Source organism: Streptomyces sp. NPDC007983, assembly GCF_042958345.1.
Taxonomy (GTDB): Bacteria; Actinomycetota; Actinomycetes; order Streptomycetales; family Streptomycetaceae; genus Streptomyces.
The window spans coordinates 379,383-401,667 of the sequence record NZ_JBIBJI010000009.1; the positions used below are offsets into that span (position 1 = coordinate 379,383).

Sequence of the window (22,285 nt, forward strand, 5' to 3'; positions counted from 1 at the left end):
CACCAGGCCCCGTTCGGCGTCGGGCCGCCCACGGTCACCTGTGCTCACCCACCCCGGCGCTTCGTCGCCGAGGCGAAGCCCAGCCAGGTGTGCCGGTTGCCCACCCAGCACCAGCCGACCTTGGAGGCGTTGCGGCGCTCGCGGCCGTCCCGGCCGGTGCCGTTGCTGATCCAGATGGCCGGGGTGCGGGCGTCCAGGGCGCCGTTGGCCTTGCGCAGCCGGGAGCCGATGGTCATGAAGCAGCGGTTGCGCTCCAGGACGGCGGGCTGCTGGAGCACCCAGTGGATGCCCTCGGTGAGCAGCAGCGGCGTGCGGTGCTCCTCGGTGAGGGCAGGCAGTGCCTCGTTCGGGCTCCAGTTGGCCATGTGGTCGCCGCGGTCCAGGCCGGTGACGAGGTAGAGCGGGGCGTCGGGTACGGCGACCGTGTCGAGCGGGGTGAACAGGTCGACGTCGGGCATGTCGGTGACGACGAAACCCGGTGTGCCGTCGCGGTGGAGCAACGGCGCGACGGCCGAGGCGGGGGCGCGGTCCGGGTGAACGGTGAGCAGGGCACCGTCACCGCCCGCGGGGGCCTCGGCGGCCGCCGCGAAGGCGCGAAGCTCGGCGGCGGGCAGCCCGGCGATCTCGTGCACCCCCAGCTCGATCAGTCGCTCGGCCTGCGCGCTCAGGGCCGGGAGTACGGGGAGAACGGCGGAGGCGGCGGGCGTGGTTTCGGGCACGATGCTCCCAGGACAGCGGCGGCGTACGGGCCCAGGGCCAACGGGCCGTACCCTCCGGAACGTTCCCCTCCGTCATGTCACAGGCGGCTGCTTGAATCCCCGGCATGGAACCGAACGCCACGCTCACCGCCCTGCGCGACTTCTGCGCCGAACGCCTCGGCGCGGATCTCGCGGACCGCTTCGTCCGCCTCGCCCGTCCGGGCTTCGCCCTCACCGAAGCCGGGCCGGGCCGCGAGGCGGCCGGGCACAGCCGCTTCGGTGGGCGGGCCATGCTCGAACCGGGCACGGAATGGCCGACCTGCGACGGCTTTCCGCTGAGCCTGCTCGCCGTCCTCGACACCGACGCCCTGGCCCCCTGGCTCGACGGCATCGTCCCCGCCGGGACGGGCCTGCTCAACTTCTTCTCCCTCGACAGCGACTCCGAGCACGCCGACCCGGCAGCCATGGAGCTTTCGATCACGTACGGCTGCCTCGACCCGCAGCTGGGTCGGGTGATCGCGGCTCGCTCCGCGTACGCCGTCGAGGCGGAGCCACCCGCCCGGTCGAGCGTCTTCGACCCGGTCCCGTGGGCGGCGGCGCCCGGTTTCGCCTTCCCCGACTCCTACGATCCCGCCTGGGACGGCCTCGACCTGGGCCCCGGGTTCGACGACATGGCCCGGGCCATGCCCGCCATGCATCTGGAGGGCCTGTTGACCGAGTGGTCGCAGCGGCCGGGCACGCTGGACTCGTCGGAGGACATCGCCTTCGGCCGACCGCAATTCCCCACCGGAAGCTCACCGATGCTGCCGAACCACGAAGACCCGAACCTCTACCACCACCTGCTCCAGCTGTCCGGCCAGGACGAGTGGTGGATCGGCGGCGACGGCGGCTGGATGCACTGGTCGATCCCCACCGAGGCGCTACGGGCGGGTGACTTCAACCAGGCGATACCGACCCCCGACATCTGGTGACAGCTCCCTCATAGGCCCTCCACAGTCGGCGGCGGAATGGCCTATACCTCCGTCACCGGCGGCCGGAATCGCGCTTGTTGCAGGTGAGCGCCCGGTGAAGGATGGCGCTGCCTGAGACTCAGGAGCATTTCGAGACACATGGGGGAACATATGATTCGAAAGATCGTCAAGGTCGGCGTCGCCGGCACGCTCGCATTGGGGGCCGTCGCGGCCACTCAGGCCACCGCGCAGGCCAGCGAAGCGAAGCCCAAGGTGTCCTTCACCCTCAGATCGCAGGTCGCCCAGAGCCCGTACCGGCAGTTGGACATCTCCGTCGACGGCGTCTACTCCGGGTCGGCGATCTGGAGCCAGGACCCCGGTGGGGACGCCAACGGGGACGGCAAGGAGGACCCGGGCGACGCCATCATCGCCTACGACGGCTCCGCCGACGGCATGGGCATCGAGGCCCGTCTCGAAACCGGCCGCATCGCCTCGACACGCGGCCACGGCTCGCCCTACTGGAGCCCCTGGGCCACCGGCAATCTCGGCGAGGGCACCGCGCACTCCATGAAGATCTGCCTGGTCAAGGGCGACTGGGAATCGTGCAGCTCCTGGGTCACCGTCTACGCGTAACCCCGGCGCCGCCCGGCCCGCACGAAGCGCCCCTCCGCTTCCCGTTCGACGACGGGAAGCGGAGGGGCGTCGTGGTGTCCGGGTCAGCGGCGCCGGGTGAACCACGTGACCATCACGCCGCCATCGAACGACTCGCGGTCGGTCACCCGGAAGACAGTGGGGTCGAACGCGCCGTGGAAGGCGGGGATTCCGGATCCGGCGACCACCGGATAGCTCTTGACGATCAACTGGTCGATCTCGGGCAGCAGCGTCCCCGCGAGTCGGCCGCCGCCGCACAGCCAGATGTCCTGGCCCTCCTTCCGCTTGAGGTCGCGGACCAGGGCGAGCGGGTCGGCGTCGATCACCGTCATGTCCGGGTCGGGGCTGGGGCCGAGGGTGGTGGAGACGACGTACTGGCGCAGGTGTGCGTACGGGCTGGTGATGCCCGCGTCCAGTGCGGGGCGGTAGGCGCCGAGGCCCATCAGGACGGTGTCGAAGTGCTGGTTCGGCGCATCGGTGAGGCCGCAGGCGGGGCGCATGGCGGTGGGGACGGTCTCGGGGTAGCGCTTGTTCATCGCCCCCATGTAGGCGGCGGTCTGCGCCTCGTCGCCCGCCGGGTAGAAGTCGAACTCCCCGCCGGGTCCGGCGATGTAGCCGTCGATGCTGACGGCGACGTAGTAGACGAGCTCTCGCACCTAATCACTCCAGTCGTAGTACTCTGATCGAGGTGGTGTGAACGTAGTACTACAGCTGGAGTGGTGTCAATGGTGCGCAGGAACGACGAGCGAAGGGCGGCCCTCGTCGATGCCGCCATCGAGGTGCTGGCCGCGGAGGGCGCGCGGGGGCTGACCTTCCGGGCGGTGGACACCGAGGCCGCGGTGCCCGCCGGGACGGCCTCCAACTACTTCGCCAACCGCGACGACCTGCTCACCCAGGCCGGTGCCCGGGTCTACGAACGGCTCCATCCCGACGAGGCGACCATCGCCCGGCAGCAGGCGAGCACCCGGGACCGGGAGGGGTACGCGGCGCTGATGCGCGAGCTGGTCGGCCGGATCAGCGCCTTCCGCACCGGCTATCTGGCGCTCCTGGAACTCCGCCTGGAGGCGACCCGGCGGCCCGCGCTGCGCGCGGTGCTGACCGAGCGCGTCCGCGCCGACATGGAGGCCAACGTGGCCTATCACGAGGAATCCGGCCTGCCCGGTGACGCCACGGCGGTCCGGCTGCTGTATCTGGCGCTCAACTGGCTGATCGTCGAGCAGCTCACACTGCCGGACGTGTTCTCGGAAGCGGAGCGGGACGCTCTGGTCGCGGCCGCCGTCGAGCGCGTCGTGGCGCTGTGACATCCAAAAAGGCGTGGGATCGGCGATGAGTTTGTTCGGGCCGGGCGGTCCAACCCCTCGTCGACACCCCCACAGGAGGAGCGCCCCATGACGCAGCTGCTGAGAGTCCAGAACTTCGCCGTCTCGCGGGACGGATTCGGTGCCGGTGAGCACCAGAGCCTGGAGAGACCGTTCGGCGACGCCGATCCCGGGGAGCTGATGGCCTGGGCCGGGGCCACGGCGAGCTGGCCCATGCGCACCGATTCCGGCGGAAGCCGCGGGCTGGACGACTACTTCACGCGGGACTACGCCCGCAACATCGGCGCCGAGATCATGGGCCGCAACAAGTTCGGGCCGCAGCGCGGGCCCTGGCAGGACCACGACTGGCAGGGCTGGTGGGGCGACGAGCCCCCGTTCCACACGCCGGTGTTCGTCATGACGCACCACCCGCGTCCCTCGTTCACGCTCTCCGACACCACGTTCCACTTCGTCGGCGGCGATCCGGCCTCGGTCCTCGCTCAGGCGCGGGAGGCGGCGCAGGGCAAGGACGTGCGGCTCGGCGGCGGGGTGAGTACCATCCGGCAGTTCCTCGACGCCGACCTCGTCGACACCCTGCACGTGGTGGTCGCACCGGTGGAGCTGAAGGCCGGGGAACGGCTCTGGGAGTCCCCCGACGAGCTGCTCGACCGGTTCCACCGCGACGTCGTGCCCAGCCCGAGTGGGGTGACGCACCACCTGTTCTGGCGGAAGTGATACGAGGAGTGGGGGCCCGGCCCGGGGCTGGTGGTCCCGGGGCCGGGCCGGGGTCGTAGCGGTCAGTTGACCGCGGCGGCGAACATGCCGGGCTCGTACGAGCCTCCCCGCTGGTGCACGATCACGGCGAGCCGGTTGGCCGCGTTGATCAGGGCGACCAGCGAGACCAGCGCCGCGATCTGGTCGTCGTCGTAGTGCTTGCGCACCTGGGCCCACGTCTCGTCGGACACGCCGAGCTGAGCGTCGGCGAGCCGGGTGCCCTCTTCGGCGAGGGCCAGCGCGGCCTGCTCGGCCTCGGTGAACACGGTGGCCTCGCGCCAGACGGCGACCAGGCCCAGCCGGACCGCGGTCTCCCCGGCGGCCGCGGCCTCCTTGGTGTGCATGTCGACGCACCAGCCGCAGCCGTTGATCTGGCTGGCGCGCAGCGACACCAGCTCCTGTGTGGACTTCGGCAGCGGCGACTGGTGGATCACCAGTGCGGCGTTGGCGAACCGCTTGGCGAACTTGGCGGAGATCTCGTTCTCGAACAGGTTGAACCGGGCGTCCATGGGTTCGTCCTCTCGCGTGCTTCTCTCGGGGTGTGGCGCTGGACGAACACGAGATGCCGACGGCCCGCTCCCTGTGACACCTCCGGCCATGTGACGTGCGCCACCGCTCGGAGGTGTCACAGAACCGCGGCGACCGGCGTCCTGTGGGCGTGGCATTGTCGAGAGCGAGCAGGCAGGAGCAGCCGGTGGAGAGCAGAAACACAACGGACCCCGCAACCGAGGCGTTCGTCGCCCATCGCAATCTGCTGTTCACCGTCGCCTACGAAATGCTCGGCTCGGCCGCCGACGCGGAGGACGTGCTGCAGGAGACCTGGCTGCGGTGGGCGGGGGTCGACCTCGGCGCGGTACGGGACCAGCGCGCGTATCTGGTCCGGATCGCCACGCGCCAGGCGCTGAGCCGGCTGCGTACGCTCGGCCGCCGCAAGGAGTCCTACGTCGGCCCCTGGCTGCCCGAGCCGCTGCTGACCGCCCCGGACGTGGCGGAGGACATCGAGCTGGCCGAAAGCGTGTCGATGGCGATGCTGCTGGTGCTGGAGACGCTGGCGCCGACCGAGCGGGCGGTGTTCGTGCTGCGCGAGGTGTTCGACCTCGGGTACGAGGAGATCGCCGACGCCGTCGACAAGAGCCCGGCCGCCGTCCGCCAGATCGCCCACCGGGCACGGGCGCACGTGGCGGCGCGCCGTCCGCGCGGGGCCGTGTCCCCGGCCGAGAGCCGCGACGCGCTCGACGCGTTCCAGCGGGCGGCCGAGACGGGCGATCTGCAGAGCCTGCTCGACATCCTCGCGCCGGATGTCGTCTTCCTGGGCGATGGCGGCGGCATCAAGCAGGCCGTCCTCCGGCCCGTCGTGGGGGCCGACAAGGTGGGCCGTCTGCTGGCCGCCGGGCTGGGCCGGATCGCCGCCATGGGGTCGCTGCTGCCCGCGCACGTCAACGGCCACCCGGCGCTGATCCTCCATGAGGAAGGACAGGACGGCACGATCGACACGGTCATGGCGGTGCGCATCGACGACGGCCTGATCACCGGGCTCTACGCGGTGCGCAACCCCCAGAAGCTGTCGCACATGCGGGAGGAGAACACCCTCCGCCGCTGAACGGGGCGTGTGGCAGGGCCGCCGACAGACGATACGTGATCGGGCGGCCCCCGAGGGCGGCGTCGGCGGATTCTTATCCGTTGCCGCCGGTTGGGGCGGGCCGCTGAGCCGCCCTCACTACGGTGAGAACGTCTGAGCCGCGCGGGGCCGCCCCTCGCGGCGACGGCATTCGCCGACCCTCGACCGAAGACGTGCCACGGTGACCGTGGCTCATGCGACCCAGAACCCTGGGGGACGATCCAGCCGATGAGCCACCCGATCCGAGGAGGCCGACACAAGCGGTCCCGTGACCCGCGCGCGCACTGGCTGCTGCTCTCGCTGATCCTCCCCGTCATGTTCGGCCTGCTGATGTTCCAGGGCTGGACCACCCACGAGGTGGACGCCGCGAAGACGCGGCCCGCCTGCACCAGCCCCGTGCCGAAGGACATCGTCGGCGGCGGCCCGGTGGTGCAGATCAACAACGGGCAGGTGAAGACGGTGAGCATGCCCGCCGGAACGGTGGCGCTCACCTACGACGGCGGGCCCGACCCCGAGTGGACACCGCGCATCCTCGATCTGCTGCGCAGGCACAAGGCACGGGCGACGTTCTTCCTCTCCGGCGCCAAGGCGGCCGAGCATCCGGAGCTGGTGCGGCGGATCAGAGCCGAGGGCCATGAGATCGGCTCCAACACCTACACCGGCGCCGACATGGGCACATCGTCCCCCGTCCGCTCCACGATGGAGCTGTCGCTGACCGAGTCGGCGCTCGCGGGCACCGTGGGGGCCGAGCCGCGGCTGATGCGGATGCCGCTGACCACCGACGTGGAGACGCTGTGCGGCGTCGAGTGGCAGGCGGCGCGGCGCGTCGCCGCGCAGGGCTACGCGCTGGTCGCCGCCGACAAGGCGTCGAAGCGGCCGTCGCAGGGGGTGGTCCGGCAGTTCCCGCAGACGGACACCGCGTACCGGCAGACCGAGAAGCTGCTGAAGAACCCCCGGGTGCAGAGGTTCACCACGGTGACGGGCGGGCTCGGGGTGCCGCCGGTGGAGACCCGGTCCTCCACCATGGAGCGCTGGCAGGGCACCGCCCTGATCTCGCTCGCGGCCGTCGGCCGCGCCTTCGTGACCATCATGACGGGGGTGCTGGGCATCGCGGGCGCGCTGGGGGTGCTGCGGCTGGTGCTGCTCGTCGTGTTCGCCCGCGCCCATGTCCGGCGGCTCACCCGCTACGGGACCGACGGAGCGCCGCCCCGGGTGGTGAACGACCCGGTGACGGTGCTCGTCCCCGCGTACAACGAGGAGGCCGGCATCGAGGGCACCATCCGGTCGCTGCTCGCCTCCACCCACCAGAAGCTCCAGGTCATCGTGATCGACGACGGGTCGACGGACCGGACGGCCAAGATCGCCGCCGCGAGCAACGACTCCCGGGTGCTGGTGATACGTCAGCCCAACTCGGGCAAGCCGACCGCGCTCAACTCCGGGCTGGCGCACGCCAAGCACGACATCATCGTCATGGTCGACGCCGACACCGTCTTCGAACCGGACGCCATCCGCCAGCTCATCCAGCCGCTCGCACAGCCCGACGTCGGCGCGGTGAGCGGGAACACCAAGGTCGGCAACCGGCGCAGCCTGCTGGGCCGATGGCAGCACCTGGAGTACGTCTTCGGCTTCAACCTCGACCGCCGGATGTTCGAGGTGCTGGAGTGCATGCCGACCGTGCCCGGCGCCATCGGCGCCTTCCGGCGGGAGGCGCTGATGGCCGTCGGCGGGGTCAGCGAGGACACCCTCGCCGAGGACACCGACCTCACGATGTCGCTGTGGCGGGCGGGCTGGCGCGTGGTGTACGAGGAGACGGCCGTCGCCTGGACCGAGGTCCCCACCTCGCTGCGCCAGCTCTGGCGGCAGCGCTACCGCTGGGGTTACGGCACGCTGCAGGCCATGTGGAAGCACCGCCGTGCCGTCTTCTCGCTGGGCCCGGAAGGGCGCTTCGGCCGCCGCGGGCTGACCTATCTCGCGCTCTTCCAGGTCGTGTTGCCGCTGCTCGCGCCCGTGATCGACCTGTTCGCGGTGTACGGGATCCTCTTCCAGGACCCGACGGAGTCGGCCGGGGTGTGGCTCGCGTACCTCGGCATCCAGACGGTGTGCGCCGGATACGCGCTGCGGCTGGACGGGGAGCGGATGCGGACCCTGTGGTCGCTGCCCTTCCAGCTGTTCGCCTACCGGCAGCTGATGTATCTGGTGGTCATCCAGTCCGTGGTGGCCCTGCTGCTCGGCGCCCGGCTGAAGTGGCACCGCATCCAGCGCTCCGGGACGGCCGGGCAGACGATTGGCGACCCGGCCGCGTACCAGAGAGCCTGACATCACACCCGCGCCTCGCATCGAGACAACGAGCCGCCGCAGCCGTACCAGTAGTCAGCAGCAGGCATACGCACGTTTCCATCCGAAGGGAGGCTGCCCTCATGAGCGACAGGCGGGAAGGGTGGGCAGAGGGCGAGCAGCAGCGGCAGGGGACGGCGGCGTACCTCCGGCAGCAGCCGACCCGGCAGGCCGGGGAGGCGGGGGCGTCCGCCCGGGAGACGGCCAACGCACAGACCGAGTCGATCCCCGTCGTGCCGCCCTCTCCCGCTCCGCCGCCGCCCCCGCCACCGCCCCCGGGCGGTGCCGGACCGGGATACGCGGCGACGCGCGCGGACATCCCCGCCCAGCGGGGCCGGTACGGGGACGAGGCCCAGCGGCCCCTGTTCAGGGACCAGTTCAGGGACGAGTCCAGAAACGAGTACAGGGACGAGTTCAGGGACAAGGAGGACGAGCCTCCCGTCGTACGGCGCCGCGCCCCCAAGGAGCCGCTCAGCCGGCGCCGCCGCCTCACCCGCCTGGCGATCGTCATGGTCTCGGCGCTGCTGGTCGCCACGGGCAGCACCTACATCTGGGCCGACACCCGGATGAACCGGCAGGTCGACCTCGACAAGGCCCCCAACCGCCCGCCGCTCGGCAAGGGCACCAACTACCTGATCGTGGGCTCCGACAGCCGGGCGGGCCTGTCCGCCTCGGCCAAGCAGAGCCTGAGCACCGGCTCGGCCGAGGGCGGCCGCACCGACTCGATGATGGTGCTGCACACCGGCGCCCACGGCACCACGATGATGAGCCTCCCGCGCGACTCGTGGGTGAGAGTGCCGACGTACATCCGCCCCGAGACCGGCAAGCGCTACGGCGAGGAGCAGAACAAGCTCAACGCTGCCTATTCGCGGGGCGGCCCCGATCTGCTCGTACAGACCATCGAGCGCAACACCGGACTGCACATCAACCACTACGCGGAGATCGGCTTCGGCGGCTTCGTGGACATCGTCAACGCGGTCGGCGGCGTACGGATGTGCGTGGACCGCGACATCAAGGACGAGAAGTCGGGCCTGGACCTGAAGAAGGGCTGCCAGACCCTCGACGGCGGCAAGGCGCTCTCCTTCGTCCGGCAGCGCAAGCAGGAGGCCAACGGCGACCTGGGGCGCACCCAGAACCAGCAGAAGTTCCTGGCCGCCCTCGCCAAGAAGGCCGCCACCCCGGGCGTTCTGGCCAATCCCTTCGCGGCCTTCCCGACCGTCAGCGCGGGGCTTGACACCCTCATCGTGGACAAGAAGATGAACCTCCAGACCCTCATGTCCCTGTTCCAGGCGATGAAGGGCGTCACCTCGGGCACGGGCAAGCAGCTCAACGTCCCGGTGTCCAACACCAACCTCAAGACCTCCAAGGGCAGCGCCGTGCAGTGGGACACCGCGCAGGCGAGGCGGCTGTTCGACCAGATCCGCAACGACCAGCCGGTGGACGTGCCGTCGTCGCTTCCCGGCCGCCCGGCAGCGGCGGCACAGTAGGAGGGCGGTGCCGTTTTGCGCGGCACCGCCGTCTTCCCCTTCCGGCCGGGCGGACGGTTTCATGGACGGGACGCTGATCGACTGCGATGCTCGCCAGCGCGCGAGGAGGTCCGAGGTTGTCCGTGCTCTCCGCCCGCCCACGGTCCCGTCCCCTCCGGTCGCCCGGGCTCCGGTCGCCCCGGCTGCGCTCCCCTCGCCTCCGGTCGCCGCGGCTGCGCCGCCGGCTGGCGGCCGACGCCGCGCTGCTGGCCGTCGCGGCGGCCTTCGTCCTCCCGCTGGCCTGGCTGGTGCTCGCCTCGGTCGACAGCCACGCGACGTTACGGGTCTCGGCGCCCGGCACCCCGACGCTGGACAACTTCTCGGCGGTGTGGACGGACGAGATCACGTTCACACCGATGCTCAACAGCCTGGTGCTGTGCGGCAGCGCCACCGCGCTGACGGTCGCGTGCGCGGCGCTCGCCGCGTATCCGCTGTCGCGGTTCCGGTCGGGGCTGGTGCGCCCGTATCTGATGACCGTGCTGTTCACGACGTGTCTGCCGATCACCGCGATCATGGTCCCGGTCTACGGGCTCTTCGTACAGGTCGATCTGATCGACACCATGTCCGGCACCGTGCTCTTCCTCGCCGCCTCCCAACTGCCCTTCGCGATCTGGCTGATGAAGAACTTCATGGACGGTGTGCCGGTCATCCTGGAGGAGGCGGCCTGGACGGACGGCGCGTCCTGGGCGCAGAGCCTGACGCGGGTCATCCTGCCGCTGATGGGCCCGGGCATCACGGTCGTGACGATCTACAGCTTCATCATGATGTGGGGCAACTTCTTCGTCCCCTTCATGCTGCTGCTCTCCCCGGAGCAACTCCCGGCGTCGGTCTCCATCTTCACCTTCTTCGGCAACCACGGGCAGATCGTCTACGGGCAGCTGGCCGCGTTCTCGATCCTCTACTCCACCCCCGTGGTGCTGCTGTACGTGCTCATCTCCCGGCGGCTGGGCGGCGGCTTCACGCTCGGCGGCGCGGTCAAGGGGTGACGGGCGCCGCGCAGCCGTGGTCTTCGGTCGAACGGGCCGCGAACGCCTTCAGCGCCGCGCGTTCGTAGCCGAGGTCGGGGCGGGCGCGGGCGTCGCCGTCGGCGTCGTCGGCGCGGATCAGGTACAGGGCGCGCGGAGCGCCGTGCGGGCAGTCCGCCCCGGCCCAGTAGGCGCTCCGGCCGAGCCGCCCGGAGGGCTTCTCGGCGGGGGTGACGCCCTCGCCGTCGTTGCGGGTGTACTGGGCGCGGGCGTCCTCCGCGTACGGCCCGTAGTACGCGTCCAGCCGGTAGCGGGGCGAGCCGTCGCGGGCGCCGAGGGCGCAGATCTCGCGCGGGGCGCGGGCCCGGGCGGTCTCGCGGGCCGTGGAGACGGCGGAGCGGGCGGCGGTGGGGACGGTCGCGCAGGTGCCGGTGGCGCCGAGCAGCGGCTCGTACTCGTCCTTGTTCACCGGCAGGCCGACGCTGCGGACCGGCCTGCCCAGCCGGGCGCCGCAGTCCCAGCGGTCGTCGGCCCGCCGAGCGGTGGCAGTGGCGGTGCGGACGAAGGAGGGCCGGGTGGCGGGGTCGTCCAGGGTGGCGCCGCCGAGCGCGGTCCGGACGGTGATCAGCAGACTGCGGCCGCCCCGCGCGCAGTCGAGCAGCACGGCCGCCGTCGCCTTGCCGTCGCCGGGGTCGCCCTGGCGGGCGTTGTCGGTGGCGAGGAGGCCGGACCAGCCGTGGCCCAGGGGGACGGGGAGGGTGTCGTGGGCGGGTAGGGCGGTGTACGGCTCGCCGGTCCCGTACTCGGCGCGGGGTCGCGGCGCCCCGGAGATGGTGACGTCGACGCGGCCCTTGTCCTCGGCGGTCACCTCGCAGCGCACCGCCAGCGAGGTGCCGCCGTCGCCGCCGAAGGTGCCCTCGGTGCTGCTGGTCACCTCCACGCCGCTGTCGCCGAGCACCGCACGGACCTCGTCCGCCGCGAGCGCCCCGCCGCACGCCTCGTCCAGCGCCCGGTCGCCGCTGCCCGCGAACCAGACCATCGCGCCGGTGAGGAGGGCCAGCGCGAGGGCGGCCGCCGTGATGCCCCGCACCTGCCGCCGGGTGAGCAGCGACCGGGGCCCGGTGGTCAGTGCCACTCCTCCACCTCCCCGAGCACCTTGGTATCGCGGCAGCCCGCCGTCTTCGGCCAGCCCTCCTCGGCGCCCAGATAGCGGGACAGCAGGGTGTGCGCGGTCTCGGAGAGCGCGGCGCGCCGCTCGGGGCCGAGCGGGACGGTCTCGCCGTCGGGTATGCGGAGCCGGGGCAGGACGGAGACGCGGTGGTAGGTGACCCGGCCGCCGCACACCGACCGGGCCCACAGGGCGAGTTGGGGGCGGGTGAGGTAGGCGGGGACACGGTCCACCCGGTCCCCCGCGTCCGCGCCGTCGTCCGTGCCCGCGTCGTCCGCGCCGTCGTCCGTGCCCGCGTCGTCGGGCCCGGCGTCGTCCACGAGCCGGTTCTCCTCGTCCGCGCCCCAGCCGGGCACATGGCCCTCGCGTGCGTACGAGTCGTACGCGGACCGGCCCAGGATGCCCGTCCAGCTGGCCGCCTCGACCCCGGTGATCTGCCACTCCTGCGGCGCCACGCCCGCGTTGAGCCGGGCGTCCGGGTCCCAGTCGCCGGTGCAGGCGCTCAGGGAGGTCGAGTCCTGGGCGTCGCCGCGCGTGGCCCACGCCCCGGGCCTGAGCCCCGGGACCGAGGACGGGCTGATCCAGTCGCAGCGCCGCGCGGCGGCGCCGGTCAGGCCGCCCTCGCCTTGGCCCTTGCCCTTACCCTGGCCCGGGGCCGTGGCCACGACCTGGGCGGGCGGGTCCAGCGGGGGTCCGCCGCAGCGCTGGGCCCTGGTGATGGCGTTGGCGACGTGGACGGCGGTACGGAAGCCGGTGAGCGCGGTCGTGGCGTCGGCCCCGCCCGCTTCCGCTGCGCTTCCGTCGGTGACCTTGGCCGTGACGTACAGATCGGTCGTCGGGCGGACCTGGCCGTCCAGCCCGCCGAGGCAGTCGGCGACCAGCCAGGCGCCGCGCGCGCCGTACCGGCCGGTGGTGCCGGGCGCTGTGAAGGTGCCCCCGGGGCCGACGATCTGGCGGGTCTCCATGCCCTGGGGTACGTCCGAGACCAGCGCCTCGGCGTGGACGGTGACCTCGTTGCCGCCGCCCCAGGACAGCGAGCAGTCGAGCAGGGAGCGGCTTTCCTGGCCGGGGGCGAGCATGGTGCCGTGCTGTTCCAGCTCACCGGGGCGGGCGTCGCGCACCAGCCGTTCGAGGTCGCCGTACGGCAGGGCGCCGTCGCAGGCCTTCCGTAACTGGTCCCGGTTGGCGGTGAGATGGCCGCCGCCGTTGCCGCCGATCGCGATCACGGCACCGGTGACCAGTGCCGTGATCAGTACGAAGAGGATCGCGTAGCGCTGCCACGCACGGTCCGTTAACCCGCCCATCCGCCGGTAACTCCACTCACCCCCTGATCGACTCCGTCCCCCCGGGCCGGGCGGGGACCGTACAAGGTGTGGCTCAGAAGACGGATTCGGCCTCGTCCATGCGGTGGTCCGGGACGGTCTTGAGCTCGGTGACCGCCTCGGCGATCGGCACCATGGTGATGTCGGTGCCGCGCAGCGCCGTCATCATGCCGAAGTCGCCGCGGTGGGCGGCCTCGACGGCGTGCCAGCCGAAGCGGGTGGCGAGCACGCGGTCGTACGCGGTGGGCGTGCCGCCGCGCTGCACGTGGCCGAGGATGACCGGGCGGGCCTCCTTGCCGAGCCGCCGCTCCAGCTCGGCCGCGAGCCGGTTGCCGATACCGGCGAACCGCTCGTGCCCGTACTGGTCGATCTCGCCCTTCTGGTAGTCCATCGCACCCTCGGCGGGGTGCGCGCCCTCGGCGACGCAGATGACGGCGAACTTCTTGCCCCGCGCGAAGCGCTCCTCGACCATCTTGACCAGCCCGTCGACCTCGAAGGGCCGCTCCGGGAGGCAGATGCCGTGGGCACCGCCCGCCATGCCGGACTCCAGGGCGATCCAGCCCGCGTGCCGCCCCATGACCTCGACGACCATGACCCGCTGATGCGATTCGGCGGTGGTCTTGAGGCGGTCCATGGCCTCGGTGGCGACGCCGACGGCGGTGTCGAAGCCGAAGGTGCGGTCGGTGGAGGAGATGTCGTTGTCGATGGTCTTGGGGACGCCGACGATGGGCAGCCCCGCGTCCGACAGCATGCGGGCGGCGGTCAGGGTGCCCTCGCCGCCGATCGGGATCAGCACGTCTATGCCGTAGTCCCGGGCGTGGTCCTTGGAGGTCTCACAGGCCTCGCGCAGCCGGGCGCGCTCCAGCCGGGAGGAGCCGAGGATGGTGCCGCCGCGGGCCAGGATGCCGCTCACGTCGTCGAGGTCGAGCTTGCGGTGACGGCCGTCGAGGAGTCCCTTGAAGCCGTCTTCGAAGCCGATCACCTCGTCCCCGTGGCCGGCGACCGCACGGTGCACGACCGACCGGATCACAGCGTTGAGGCCGGGGCAGTCGCCGCCCGCGGTGAGAACTCCGATGCGCATCGTGCTGTGTCTCCTGCTCCCTACGGGTAGATGTGAGCCAGTCCGATTGTTTCATGGGCGGGGTAGTGCTGTGTCCCCCATGCTGCTGAGCGTCCTAACCACGGCCGCAGGTATTGTCAAGAGGACTGGGCCACCTAAACCGGCCAATTTGTGTCCGAAGGATGCATGTAAGGAAAACACCGAGGAAACGGAGAGCACGCGTGACGCGCAGCGTGTACGTGACCGGGATCGAGCGGGGTGACGGCCGCCAGGTCGTCGAGCTGGGGGTCATGGAGCTGCTGACCCGCCATGTCGACCGGGTCGGCGTCTTCCGCCCCTTGGTGCACGACGACCCCGACCGCCTCTTCGACCTGCTGCGGGCCCGCTACCGGCTCAGCCAGCCGCCCGCCTCGGCGAGCGGCATGAGCTACGAGGAGGCGGCCGCCCTCCAGGCCGAGCAGGGCTCCGACGAGCTGGTGTCGCGGCTGGTCGGCCGCTTCCACGAGGTGGCCCGCGCGTACGAGTACGTCCTCGTCCTGGGCAGCGACTACGCCGGCACCAGCCTCCCGGACGAGCTGGGGCTGAACGCCCGGCTCGCCAACGAGTTCGGCGCCTCGGTGATCACGGTCGTCGGCGGCCAGGACCAGAGCGTGGAGGCCGTCAACGCCGAGGCCCACAACGCCTACCGCGCGTACGAGGCACAGGGCTGCGACGTCGTCGCCGTCGTCGTCAACCGGGCCGCGCCGGACGACCGCGCGGAGATCGCCGAGCGGCTGGCCGCCCGGCTCCCGGTGCCCGGCTACGTCCTGCCCGAGGACGGGGCGCTGTCGGCGCCCACCGTCTCGCAGATCGTGCGCACCCTCGGCGCCGACGTCCTGCTCGGCGATCACGCCGGACTCTCCCGGGACGTGCGGAACTTCGTCTTCGGCGGCGCGATGCTGCCCAACTTCCTGCCCGCGCTCACCGAGGGCTGTCTCGTGGTCACGCCCGGCGACCGCGCGGACCTCATCGTCGGCTCCCTCGCCGCGCACAGCGCGGGCGCCCCGGCGATCGCCGGGGTGCTGCTCACCCTGGACGAGCGGCCCGGTCCCGACATCCTGGCGCTGGCGTCCCGGCTGGCCCCCGGCACCCCGGTGGCGGCGGTGGCGGGCGGCTCCTTCCCGACCGCGGCCGAGCTGTTCGCCATCGAGGGCAAGCTGAACGCGGGCGCGCCGCGCAAGGCCGAGACCGCCCTCGGCCTCTTCGAGCGCCATGTGGACACCGCCGAGCTGACCGACCGCATCGCGGTGGCCCGCTCCGGCCGGGTCACCCCGATGATGTTCGAGCACGAGCTGATCGAGCGGTCCCGGTCCGGCCGCCGCCGGGTGGTGCTGCCCGAGGGCACCGAGGAGCGGGTGCTGCGCGCCGCCGACGTCCTGCTGCGCCGCGATGTGTGCGACCTCACGCTGCTGGGCGACGAGGAGACGATCCGCAAGCGCGCCGCAGAGCTGGGCATCCAGCTCGCCGAGGCGCAGATCGTCGACCCGCAGACCTCGCCGCTGCGGGAGCGCTTCGCGGAGAGCTACGCGAAGCTGCGCGCCCACAAGGGCGTCAGCTACGAGCTGGCGTACGACGTGGTCGCCGAGGTCTCGTACTTCGGCACCCTGATGGTCCAGGAAGGCCTGGCCGACGGCATGGTGTCGGGCGCGGTGCACTCCACCGCCGCCACCATCCGGCCCGCCTTCGAGATCATCAAGACCGCGCCGGGCGCGCAGATCGTCTCGTCCGTCTTCTTCATGTGCCTGGCCGACCGGGTGCTGGTCTACGGCGACTGCGCGGTCAACCCGGACCCGGACGCCGAGCAGCTGGCCGACATCGCCATCCAGTCGGCGACCACGGCCGCCCGGTTCGGGGTGGAGCCGCGGATCGCGATGCTGTCGTACTCCACCGGCACCTCCGGCTCCGGCGCCGACGTCGACAAGGTGCGCAAGGCGACCGAGCTGGTGCGCGAGCGGCGCCCGGATCTGCTGGTGGAGGGCCCGATCCAGTACGACGCCGCGGTGGACGCGGCGGTCGCGGCGACCAAGCTGCCGGACTCCGAGGTGGCGGGCAAGGCCACCGTGCTGATCTTCCCTGACCTCAACACCGGCAACAACACCTACAAGGCCGTGCAGCGCTCGGCGGGCGCCGTCGCGGTCGGCCCGGTGCTGCAGGGCTTGCGCAAGCCGGTGAACGACCTGTCCCGCGGGGCCCTGGTCTCCGACATCGTGAACACCGTCGCTATCACGTCCGTCCAGGCCCAGTCCCAGACCCCTCCGGCCGTCCCGGCCGACCCGACACAGAAAGTGCAGACCGCGTGAACGGCTCCCGCGTCCTCGTCCTCAACTCCGGCTCCTCGTCCGTCAAGTACCAGCTGCTGGACATGGCGGACGGTGCCCGGCTCTCCTCCGGTCTGGTGGAGCGGATCGGGAACGGTCCCGTCGCCGACCACACGGCCGCGCTCAAGCAGGTCGCCGAGGAGCTGACGGAGCAGGGCCTGGGCCTGGACTCGCCCGAGCTGGCCGCGATCGGCCACCGCGTGGTGCACGGCGGCACCCGGTTCACCGAACCCACCCTGATCACCGACGAGGTGGTCGAGGAGATCGAGAAGCTGGTCCCGCTGGCCCCGCTGCACAACCCGGCGAACGTCACCGGCATCAAGGTGGCCCGGGCGCTGCGCCCGGACCTGCCGCAGGTCGCGGTCTTCGACACCGCGTTCCACTCCACGATGCCGGAGTCGGCGGCCCGGTACGCGATCGACACCGACACCGCCGTCCGGTTCGGGGTGCGGCGGTACGGCTTCCACGGCACCTCGCACGCGTACGTGTCCCGGGCGACGGCGAAGCTGCTGGGCAAGGACGTCGCCGAGCTGAACACGATCGTGCTGCACCTGGGCAACGGCGCCAGCGCCTCCGCCGTGCGCGGCGGGGTGTGCGTGGACACCTCCATGGGACTGACCCCGCTGGAGGGCCTGGTCATGGGCACCCGCGCGGGCGACCTGGACCCGGCGGCGATCTTCCATCTGTCCCGGGTGGGCGGGATGTCGATCGACGAGATCGACACCCTGCTCAACAAGCGCAGCGGGCTGCTCGGGCTGTGCGGGGACAACGACATGCGCGAGATCGGCCGCCGCATGGGCGAGGGCGATCCGGCCGCGCAGCTCGCGTTCGACATCTACATCCACCGGCTGCGGAAGTACGTGGGCGCGTACACCGCGGTGCTGGGGCGGCTGGACGCGATCGCGTTCACGGCCGGCGTGGGCGAGAACTCCCCGGCGGTGCGGGAGGCCGCGCTGCGCGACCTGCCCGCGTTCGGCATCGAGGTGGACGCGGTGCGCAACGCGGTGCGCGGCTCCGCGGCGCGGCTGATCTCCGCCGGGACCAGCCGGGTCGCGGTGGCGGTGGTGCCGACCGACGAGGAGCTGGAGATCGCGAGCCAGACGTTCGATCTGGCCAGCGACTAGCCTTCGGATCGGCTTCGACTCGCTCTGAAATATTCCGCTCCGAAACAAACCGATAGGATCAGCCTCATGCGCCGTTCCAAAATCGTCTGCACACTGGGCCCCGCCGTCGACTCCTACGACCAGCTCAAGTCGCTGATCGAGGCCGGTATGAACGTGGCCCGCTTCAACATGAGCCACGGAAGCCACCCGGAGCACGAAGAGCGCTACCACCGCGTTCGCAAGGCGTCCGAGGAGACGGGGCGCGCGGTCGGCGTCCTCGCCGACCTCCAGGGCCCCAAGATCCGGCTGGAGACCTTCGCGGACGGACCCGTCGAGCTGGTCCGCGGGGACGAGTTCATCATCACCACCGAGGACGTCGAGGGCGACCGCACGATCTGCGGCACCACCTACAAGGGGCTGCCGGGCGACGTCTCCAAGGGCGACCAGATCCTGATCAACGATGGCAACGTCGAGCTGCGGGTCACCGCGGTCGAGGGCCCCCGGGTGCGGACGATCGTCATCGAGGGCGGGGTGATCTCCGACCACAAGGGGATCAACCTGCCGGGCGCGGCGGTCAATGTGCCCGCGCTGTCCGAGAAGGACATCGAGGACCTGCGGTTCGCGCTGACGATGGGCTGCGACATGGTCGCGCTGTCCTTCGTCCGGGACGCGGCCGACGTCCGCGATGTGCACCGGATCATGGACGAGGTCGGCCGCCGGGTGCCGGTGATCGCCAAGGTCGAGAAGCCGCAGGCGGTCGCCAACATGGCGGACGTCGTCGCGGCGTTCGACGGCGTCATGGTGGCCCGCGGCGACCTGGCGGTGGAATACCCGCTGGAGAAGGTCCCGATGGTGCAGAAGCGGCTGATCGAGCTGTGCCGCCGGAACGCCAAGCCGGTGATCGTGGCGACCCAGATGATGGAGTCGATGATCACCAACTCCCGGCCCACCCGCGCCGAGGCGTCCGACGTCGCCAACGCGATCCTGGACGGCGCGGACGCGGTCATGCTCTCCGCCGAGTCCTCGGTCGGCTCGTACCCGATCGAGACGGTCAAGGTGATGTCCCGCATCGTCCAGGCCGCCGAGGAGGAGCTGCTCTCGCGTGGCCTGCAGCCGCTGGTGCCCGGCAAGAAGCCGCGCACCCAGGGCGGTTCGGTGGCCCGCGCGGCGTGCGAGATCGCCGACTTCCTGGGCGCGAAGTCGCTGGTCGCCTTCACCCAGTCCGGCGACACCGCGCGGCGGCTCTCCCGCTACCGCGCCCAGCAGCCGATCGTGGCCTTCACCACCGAGCCGGACACCCGCAACCAGCTGACGCTGAGCTGGGGCGTGGAGTCCTACGTGGTGCCGTACGTGGAGCACACCGACGCGATGGTGGACCTCGTGGACGCCGAGCTGTCCAAGCTGGGCCGCTACTCCGCGGGCGACATCATGATCATGACGGCGGGCTCGCCCCCCGGCGTCCCCGGCACCACCAACATGGTCCGGGTGCACCACCTGGGCGGCGAGAGCCGGTAACCACGCGCCTCTGATCGAGCGGCCGGGCTCCCTTCGGGGGCCCGGCCGCTCAGCTCATGGCCCAGATGTACCGGTCGTCGACGGACGGCTCGCCCGCGGTACGGTCCGCGAACAGCTCCGCAATGTGCCGCGCGTCCACGGTCTGCGCGGCCCCGTCCGTGATCCGCACCCTGGCCCCCGCCTCGTCCAGGACCTCCACCGCCTTCCCCGGCAGCACGCGGTCGGTGATGTGCCGCGCGGACAAGGCGACGGCGGCGTCGAGGGCGTCGTCGGTGATGGTGACCCGGTGGTGGGCCTCGTACTCGCGGCGCAGCAGCTTCAGGATGCCGACGGCCTCGTCATGGGTGGGCTCGCCCACCGGGACCGTCTGGAAGTACGCGCCGATGTCCCGGAGTTCGCCGTAGGCCGCGGGGTCGGTGACGGCGATGATCCGCGGCCCCTTCCGCGCGAGCGCGCGCAGCGCGTCGGCGTCACCCGCCCGGACATCGTCCAGGAACAGCACCGTGCGGTCCGGGTCCTCCACCGTCTCCTGGGCGGCCGTCGCGATGTCGACGGCACGCAGCCGCACCTCGGCCAGGCCCGCCGGTACGTCGCCCTGGGCGATGCGCTGGGCCAGCCCCGAGACGATCGACGTGCGCCCGGTGCCCGGCTCCCCCACCAGCAAGGCGTGGTGACGGGACTTGCGCATCAGGATCTGCATGACGCGCTCGATCTCCCGCTCACGCCCGACGACCACGGGCGGCGGCTCCGGGGCCGGTGCGGTGAGGATGCGGATGATCTCGTCCCGCACCTGCTGCTGGGTGGCGAACCCGCGCAGCAACTTCCCCCCGGTCCCCTCGCCCTCGCGCATCAGGCCCAGCAGCAGATGCTCCGTGCCGATGTAGTTGTGGCCGAGCGTCAGAGCGTCCTTGAGCGCCATCTCCAGCGCCATCTTGGCCCGGGGCGTGAAGGGGATGGACCCGGTCGGCGGCTTCGTGCCGAAACCGGCACTCCTGACCAGCCGCTCCCGGACCGCGTCCTGTGTGATGCCGAGGGTGTGCAGAGCGGTCGCGGCCACGCCCTCCGCCGGGAACAGGCCCAGCAGGATGTGCTCGGTCCCCAGATGGTTGTGGTGGAGCTTCCGCGCGGCCTCCTGGCCCTCCATGAGGGCCCGGCGCGCCCGGTCGGTGAACCGCGCGAAGAACTCGCTCGCGGTGGGAGCGGGCCCCCCGGCGGCACGCTCACGGACCCGCTCCCGCATGGCCGCCCGGCCGATGCCGTAGGGCCCCAGGACCCGGGTGGCGATGCCGCCCTTCTCATCCATCAAGCCGAGCAGAAGGTGCTCCGGGGTGATGTCGGTCGTGCCGAGCTGAAGGGATTCCAGCTGCGCGTCCTTCAGCGCCTGCCTGGCTGCGGGCGTGAAGGGGATGTGCCCACTCAGGGGGGTCGTGCCCCTGGTGAGAGTGGACTCCACCTGCTCGCGCACCCCGGCCACCGGCACCCCGAAGCTTCGCAGGAACTCGGCGCCGGGGCTCTGCTCCTCGCGGATCAGGCCGAGCAGCACATGCTCCGTGCCGATGTGGTGGTGGTTGTGCTCCCTGGCCTCTTCCTGGGCCAGCACCACTGCCCGCCGTGCCCGGTCGGTGAAGTGCTCGAACATCCCTCACCCCACAGCCTGGAGTACGGACAGATCCCGCCGGGCCCGCAGCGTGTGCGGATGGTCCGGGCCCAGCACCCGCTCCCGGTCGGCGACCAGCTCGCGCAGCAGTGCCGCCGCCTCGTCGCGCTCGCCCGTCCGGGCCAGGTTGTGGGCCAGCACATGGCGGGTGCGCAGCGTCGCCACATCGTCGTCGCCCAGGACGCGCCGCCGGTCGAGCAGCAGCAGCCGCAGCATCCGTATCGCCTCCGGGCGCCGCCCCGACTCGCCCAGGTTGACGGCGAGGAACTGGCGGCTGCGCAGGGCGTCCGGGTGGTCGGGGCCCAGCAGCCGGGCCTGTTGGCCGTGGATCTCCCGCAGCCGGTCCGCCGCCTCCCCGGGCGCACCGGCCCCGCCGCGCGTGTGCGCGAGCCACTGACGGGTGCGCAGCGCCGCCGCGTGGTCGGCGCCCAGCAGGCTCTCCTGCTCGTCCAGGAGGGCGCCGAACGCCTCCGCCGCCTCCGCGTACTTCCCCGCCTCGCACAGCGCCACGGCGGCCTCGTGCCGGGCAGGGTGGCCGGGGAGCCGGTGGGCGCGGTTGCGGGCGAGGGCGAGCAGGGCGGCGTTCCGCGAGCCGCGCTGCAGGGGCGCGGGCAGGCCCTCCGCGGTCATGGTGGTCTGGAGCCGCCGGTAGACCTCGTCGATGCTGAGCAGTTCGGGCCCGCCGGCCACGCCGTCCCGCAGCAGCCGGATCAGCCGGCCGGTGAACGCCGTGTTCTTCTCGCCGTCCTGGATCAGGGAGACCTCGTTGCCCTGGGAGGACGCCATCACATACGTGCCCGCCACGTCGACCTGCCCCATCACGGCCGCCTCCGGCCCGGCCATCGTGCCGCTCAGCGCGCGCCCGGAGAAGCAGCAGTCGAGGATGATGACCTTGGAGGTGGCGCGGCTGTCCAGGACGACATCGCGCAGTTTGCGGTATTCCAGGGAGCCGAATTCGGGCTCCGCCCATTCGCTGTCGGCCAGTGACAGGTACAAGTCCTGCCGCCTGGGGGCGATCAGGCCATGGCCGACGTAGTAGACCAGCAGCAGATCCTCCGCCTCGGCCGCCGTCGCCCGTAAGGAACGGCCCACGCGCTGAACGTCCCCGCTGTCCAGCAGCACGGTGCAATGGCGGTCCGGGACGGCCCCGTACGCGGGATCGGTGAGGGCCTCGGCCAGATCCTCGATGGTGTCGCGCACCACGGGAAGGTCCGGAAGCTTCGGATCGGAATAGCGACTTGTGCCGATCAGGACCGCCCGCGAACGCTCGGAATCGGGCAACCGCATGG

The 22,285-nt window shown here is 71.8% G+C and carries 19 protein-coding genes; 11 read left to right on the forward strand and 8 right to left on the reverse strand.

Annotated elements, in window-relative coordinates:
• Window positions 1-44 precede the first annotated feature (44 nt).
• The gene (locus tag ACFZCY_RS28260) at window positions 45-719 is read right to left on the reverse strand and encodes a DUF5701 family protein (RefSeq protein ID WP_391179148.1); all 675 of its coding nucleotides are present in this window, start codon (window positions 717-719) and stop codon (window positions 45-47) included.
• Between the two features lie 104 nt (window positions 720-823).
• On the opposite strand from ACFZCY_RS28260, the gene ACFZCY_RS28265 reads away from it, so the two are divergent.
• Both ACFZCY_RS28265 and ACFZCY_RS28270 read left to right on the forward strand, forming a co-directional pair.
• Entirely contained in the window at window positions 824-1,669 is an 846-nt protein-coding gene (locus ACFZCY_RS28265) for a DUF1963 domain-containing protein (RefSeq protein WP_391179150.1), read from the forward strand.
• A gap of 150 nt (window positions 1,670-1,819) precedes the next feature.
• On the forward strand, window positions 1,820-2,281 hold the full coding sequence (locus ACFZCY_RS28270) for a hypothetical protein (RefSeq protein ID WP_391179153.1): 462 nt from the start codon (window positions 1,820-1,822) through the stop codon (window positions 2,279-2,281).
• An 83-nt stretch (window positions 2,282-2,364) separates the two neighbouring features.
• Here ACFZCY_RS28270 and ACFZCY_RS28275 read toward each other — a convergent pair whose 3' ends face one another.
• Window positions 2,365-2,955 (reverse strand): dihydrofolate reductase family protein, encoded by a 591-nt coding sequence (locus ACFZCY_RS28275; protein ID WP_391179156.1) that lies wholly within the window; start codon window positions 2,953-2,955, stop codon window positions 2,365-2,367.
• Between the two features lie 69 nt (window positions 2,956-3,024).
• Here ACFZCY_RS28275 and ACFZCY_RS28280 point away from each other — a divergent pair, with 69 nt between their 5' ends.
• Both ACFZCY_RS28280 and ACFZCY_RS28285 read left to right on the forward strand, forming a co-directional pair.
• Window positions 3,025-3,600 carry a TetR family transcriptional regulator gene (locus ACFZCY_RS28280; protein ID WP_391179159.1) on the forward strand — a complete coding sequence of 192 codons (576 nt, stop codon included), beginning with the start codon at window positions 3,025-3,027 and terminating at the stop codon, window positions 3,598-3,600.
• An 87-nt stretch (window positions 3,601-3,687) separates the two neighbouring features.
• Window positions 3,688-4,332 (forward strand): dihydrofolate reductase family protein, encoded by a 645-nt coding sequence (locus tag ACFZCY_RS28285; protein ID WP_391179161.1) that lies wholly within the window; start codon window positions 3,688-3,690, stop codon window positions 4,330-4,332.
• 62 nt (window positions 4,333-4,394) lie between these two features.
• Here ACFZCY_RS28285 and ACFZCY_RS28290 read toward each other — a convergent pair whose 3' ends face one another.
• A complete protein-coding gene (locus ACFZCY_RS28290) occupies window positions 4,395-4,880 on the reverse strand; it encodes a carboxymuconolactone decarboxylase family protein (protein WP_391179163.1) in 486 nt (161 codons plus the stop codon).
• A gap of 185 nt (window positions 4,881-5,065) precedes the next feature.
• On the opposite strand from ACFZCY_RS28290, the gene ACFZCY_RS28295 reads away from it, so the two are divergent.
• The 4 genes from ACFZCY_RS28295 (at window position 5,066) to ACFZCY_RS28310 (ending at window position 10,835) form a co-directional block, all read left to right on the forward strand.
• Window positions 5,066-5,971 carry an RNA polymerase sigma-70 factor gene (locus ACFZCY_RS28295; RefSeq protein WP_391179166.1) on the forward strand — a complete coding sequence of 302 codons (906 nt, stop codon included), beginning with the start codon at window positions 5,066-5,068 and terminating at the stop codon, window positions 5,969-5,971.
• A 246-nt stretch (window positions 5,972-6,217) separates the two neighbouring features.
• A complete protein-coding gene (locus ACFZCY_RS28300) occupies window positions 6,218-8,305 on the forward strand; it encodes a glycosyltransferase (RefSeq protein WP_391179169.1) in 2,088 nt (695 codons plus the stop codon).
• A 101-nt stretch (window positions 8,306-8,406) separates the two neighbouring features.
• Window positions 8,407-9,810 carry an LCP family protein gene (locus tag ACFZCY_RS28305; protein WP_391179171.1) on the forward strand — a complete coding sequence of 468 codons (1,404 nt, stop codon included), beginning with the start codon at window positions 8,407-8,409 and terminating at the stop codon, window positions 9,808-9,810.
• A 116-nt stretch (window positions 9,811-9,926) separates the two neighbouring features.
• Complete coding sequence (locus ACFZCY_RS28310) at window positions 9,927-10,835, forward strand: ABC transporter permease subunit (protein ID WP_391179173.1); 909 nt, start codon at window positions 9,927-9,929, stop codon at window positions 10,833-10,835.
• Here ACFZCY_RS28310 and ACFZCY_RS28315 read toward each other — a convergent pair.
• The 3 genes from ACFZCY_RS28315 to ACFZCY_RS28325 form a co-directional block, all read right to left on the reverse strand.
• Entirely contained in the window at window positions 10,825-11,949 is a 1,125-nt protein-coding gene (locus ACFZCY_RS28315; RefSeq protein ID WP_391179175.1) for a hypothetical protein, read from the reverse strand. The two genes, ACFZCY_RS28310 and ACFZCY_RS28315, sit on opposite strands and share 11 nt — an antisense overlap.
• Window positions 11,940-13,286: a hypothetical protein gene (locus tag ACFZCY_RS28320; protein ID WP_391179179.1), complete on the reverse strand. Its 1,347-nt coding sequence runs from the start codon at window positions 13,284-13,286 to the stop codon at window positions 11,940-11,942. Before ACFZCY_RS28320 ends, ACFZCY_RS28315 begins: the two co-directional genes overlap by 10 nt.
• Before the next feature lie 73 nt (window positions 13,287-13,359).
• Window positions 13,360-14,385 carry an ATP-dependent 6-phosphofructokinase gene (locus ACFZCY_RS28325; RefSeq protein WP_361476400.1) on the reverse strand — a complete coding sequence of 342 codons (1,026 nt, stop codon included), beginning with the start codon at window positions 14,383-14,385 and terminating at the stop codon, window positions 13,360-13,362.
• 200 nt (window positions 14,386-14,585) lie between these two features.
• Between ACFZCY_RS28325 and pta the strand changes: the two genes are divergently transcribed.
• The 3 genes from pta (at window position 14,586) to pyk (ending at window position 19,339) form a co-directional block, all read left to right on the forward strand.
• On the forward strand, window positions 14,586-16,703 hold the full coding sequence (pta, locus tag ACFZCY_RS28330) for a phosphate acetyltransferase (RefSeq protein ID WP_391179181.1): 2,118 nt from the start codon (window positions 14,586-14,588) through the stop codon (window positions 16,701-16,703).
• The gene (locus tag ACFZCY_RS28335; RefSeq protein WP_391179184.1) at window positions 16,700-17,845 is read left to right on the forward strand and encodes an acetate/propionate family kinase; all 1,146 of its coding nucleotides are present in this window, start codon (window positions 16,700-16,702) and stop codon (window positions 17,843-17,845) included. Before pta ends, ACFZCY_RS28335 begins: the two co-directional genes overlap by 4 nt.
• 66 nt (window positions 17,846-17,911) lie before the next feature.
• Entirely contained in the window at window positions 17,912-19,339 is a 1,428-nt protein-coding gene (pyk, locus tag ACFZCY_RS28340) for a pyruvate kinase (RefSeq protein WP_391179187.1), read from the forward strand.
• 49 nt (window positions 19,340-19,388) lie between these two features.
• Here pyk and ACFZCY_RS28345 read toward each other — a convergent pair whose 3' ends face one another.
• Together ACFZCY_RS28345 and ACFZCY_RS28350 are read right to left on the reverse strand one after the other, a co-directional pair.
• Window positions 19,389-20,978, reverse strand: coding sequence for a Clp protease N-terminal domain-containing protein (locus tag ACFZCY_RS28345; protein WP_391179191.1), 1,590 nt, complete (start codon window positions 20,976-20,978; stop codon window positions 19,389-19,391).
• A gap of 3 nt (window positions 20,979-20,981) precedes the next feature.
• Window positions 20,982-22,283: a tetratricopeptide repeat protein gene (locus ACFZCY_RS28350; RefSeq protein WP_391179193.1), complete on the reverse strand. Its 1,302-nt coding sequence runs from the start codon at window positions 22,281-22,283 to the stop codon at window positions 20,982-20,984.
• Between the last annotated feature and the right edge of the window lie 2 nt (window positions 22,284-22,285).

What these genes read in the sequence shown, in the direction of transcription:
- ACFZCY_RS28265 (WP_391179150.1), top strand. Translation starts at nt 824, where the DNA reads ATGGAACCGAACGCCACGCTCACCGCCCTGCGCGACTTCTGCGCCGAA.
- ACFZCY_RS28270 (WP_391179153.1), top strand. Translation starts at nt 1,820, where the DNA reads ATGATTCGAAAGATCGTCAAGGTCGGCGTCGCCGGCACGCTCGCATTG.
- ACFZCY_RS28280 (WP_391179159.1), top strand. Translation starts at nt 3,025, where the DNA reads ATGGTGCGCAGGAACGACGAGCGAAGGGCGGCCCTCGTCGATGCCGCC.
- ACFZCY_RS28285 (WP_391179161.1), top strand. Translation starts at nt 3,688, where the DNA reads ATGACGCAGCTGCTGAGAGTCCAGAACTTCGCCGTCTCGCGGGACGGA.
- ACFZCY_RS28290 (WP_391179163.1), bottom strand. Translation starts at nt 4,880, where the DNA reads ATGGACGCCCGGTTCAACCTGTTCGAGAACGAGATCTCCGCCAAGTTC.
- ACFZCY_RS28300 (WP_391179169.1), top strand. Translation starts at nt 6,218, where the DNA reads ATGAGCCACCCGATCCGAGGAGGCCGACACAAGCGGTCCCGTGACCCG.
- ACFZCY_RS28305 (WP_391179171.1), top strand. Translation starts at nt 8,407, where the DNA reads ATGAGCGACAGGCGGGAAGGGTGGGCAGAGGGCGAGCAGCAGCGGCAG.
- ACFZCY_RS28320 (WP_391179179.1), bottom strand. Translation starts at nt 13,286, where the DNA reads ATGGGCGGGTTAACGGACCGTGCGTGGCAGCGCTACGCGATCCTCTTC.
- ACFZCY_RS28325 (WP_361476400.1), bottom strand. Translation starts at nt 14,385, where the DNA reads ATGCGCATCGGAGTTCTCACCGCGGGCGGCGACTGCCCCGGCCTCAAC.
- pyk (WP_391179187.1), top strand. Translation starts at nt 17,912, where the DNA reads ATGCGCCGTTCCAAAATCGTCTGCACACTGGGCCCCGCCGTCGACTCC.
- ACFZCY_RS28345 (WP_391179191.1), bottom strand. Translation starts at nt 20,978, where the DNA reads ATGTTCGAGCACTTCACCGACCGGGCACGGCGGGCAGTGGTGCTGGCC.
- ACFZCY_RS28350 (WP_391179193.1), bottom strand. Translation starts at nt 22,283, where the DNA reads ATGCGGTTGCCCGATTCCGAGCGTTCGCGGGCGGTCCTGATCGGCACA.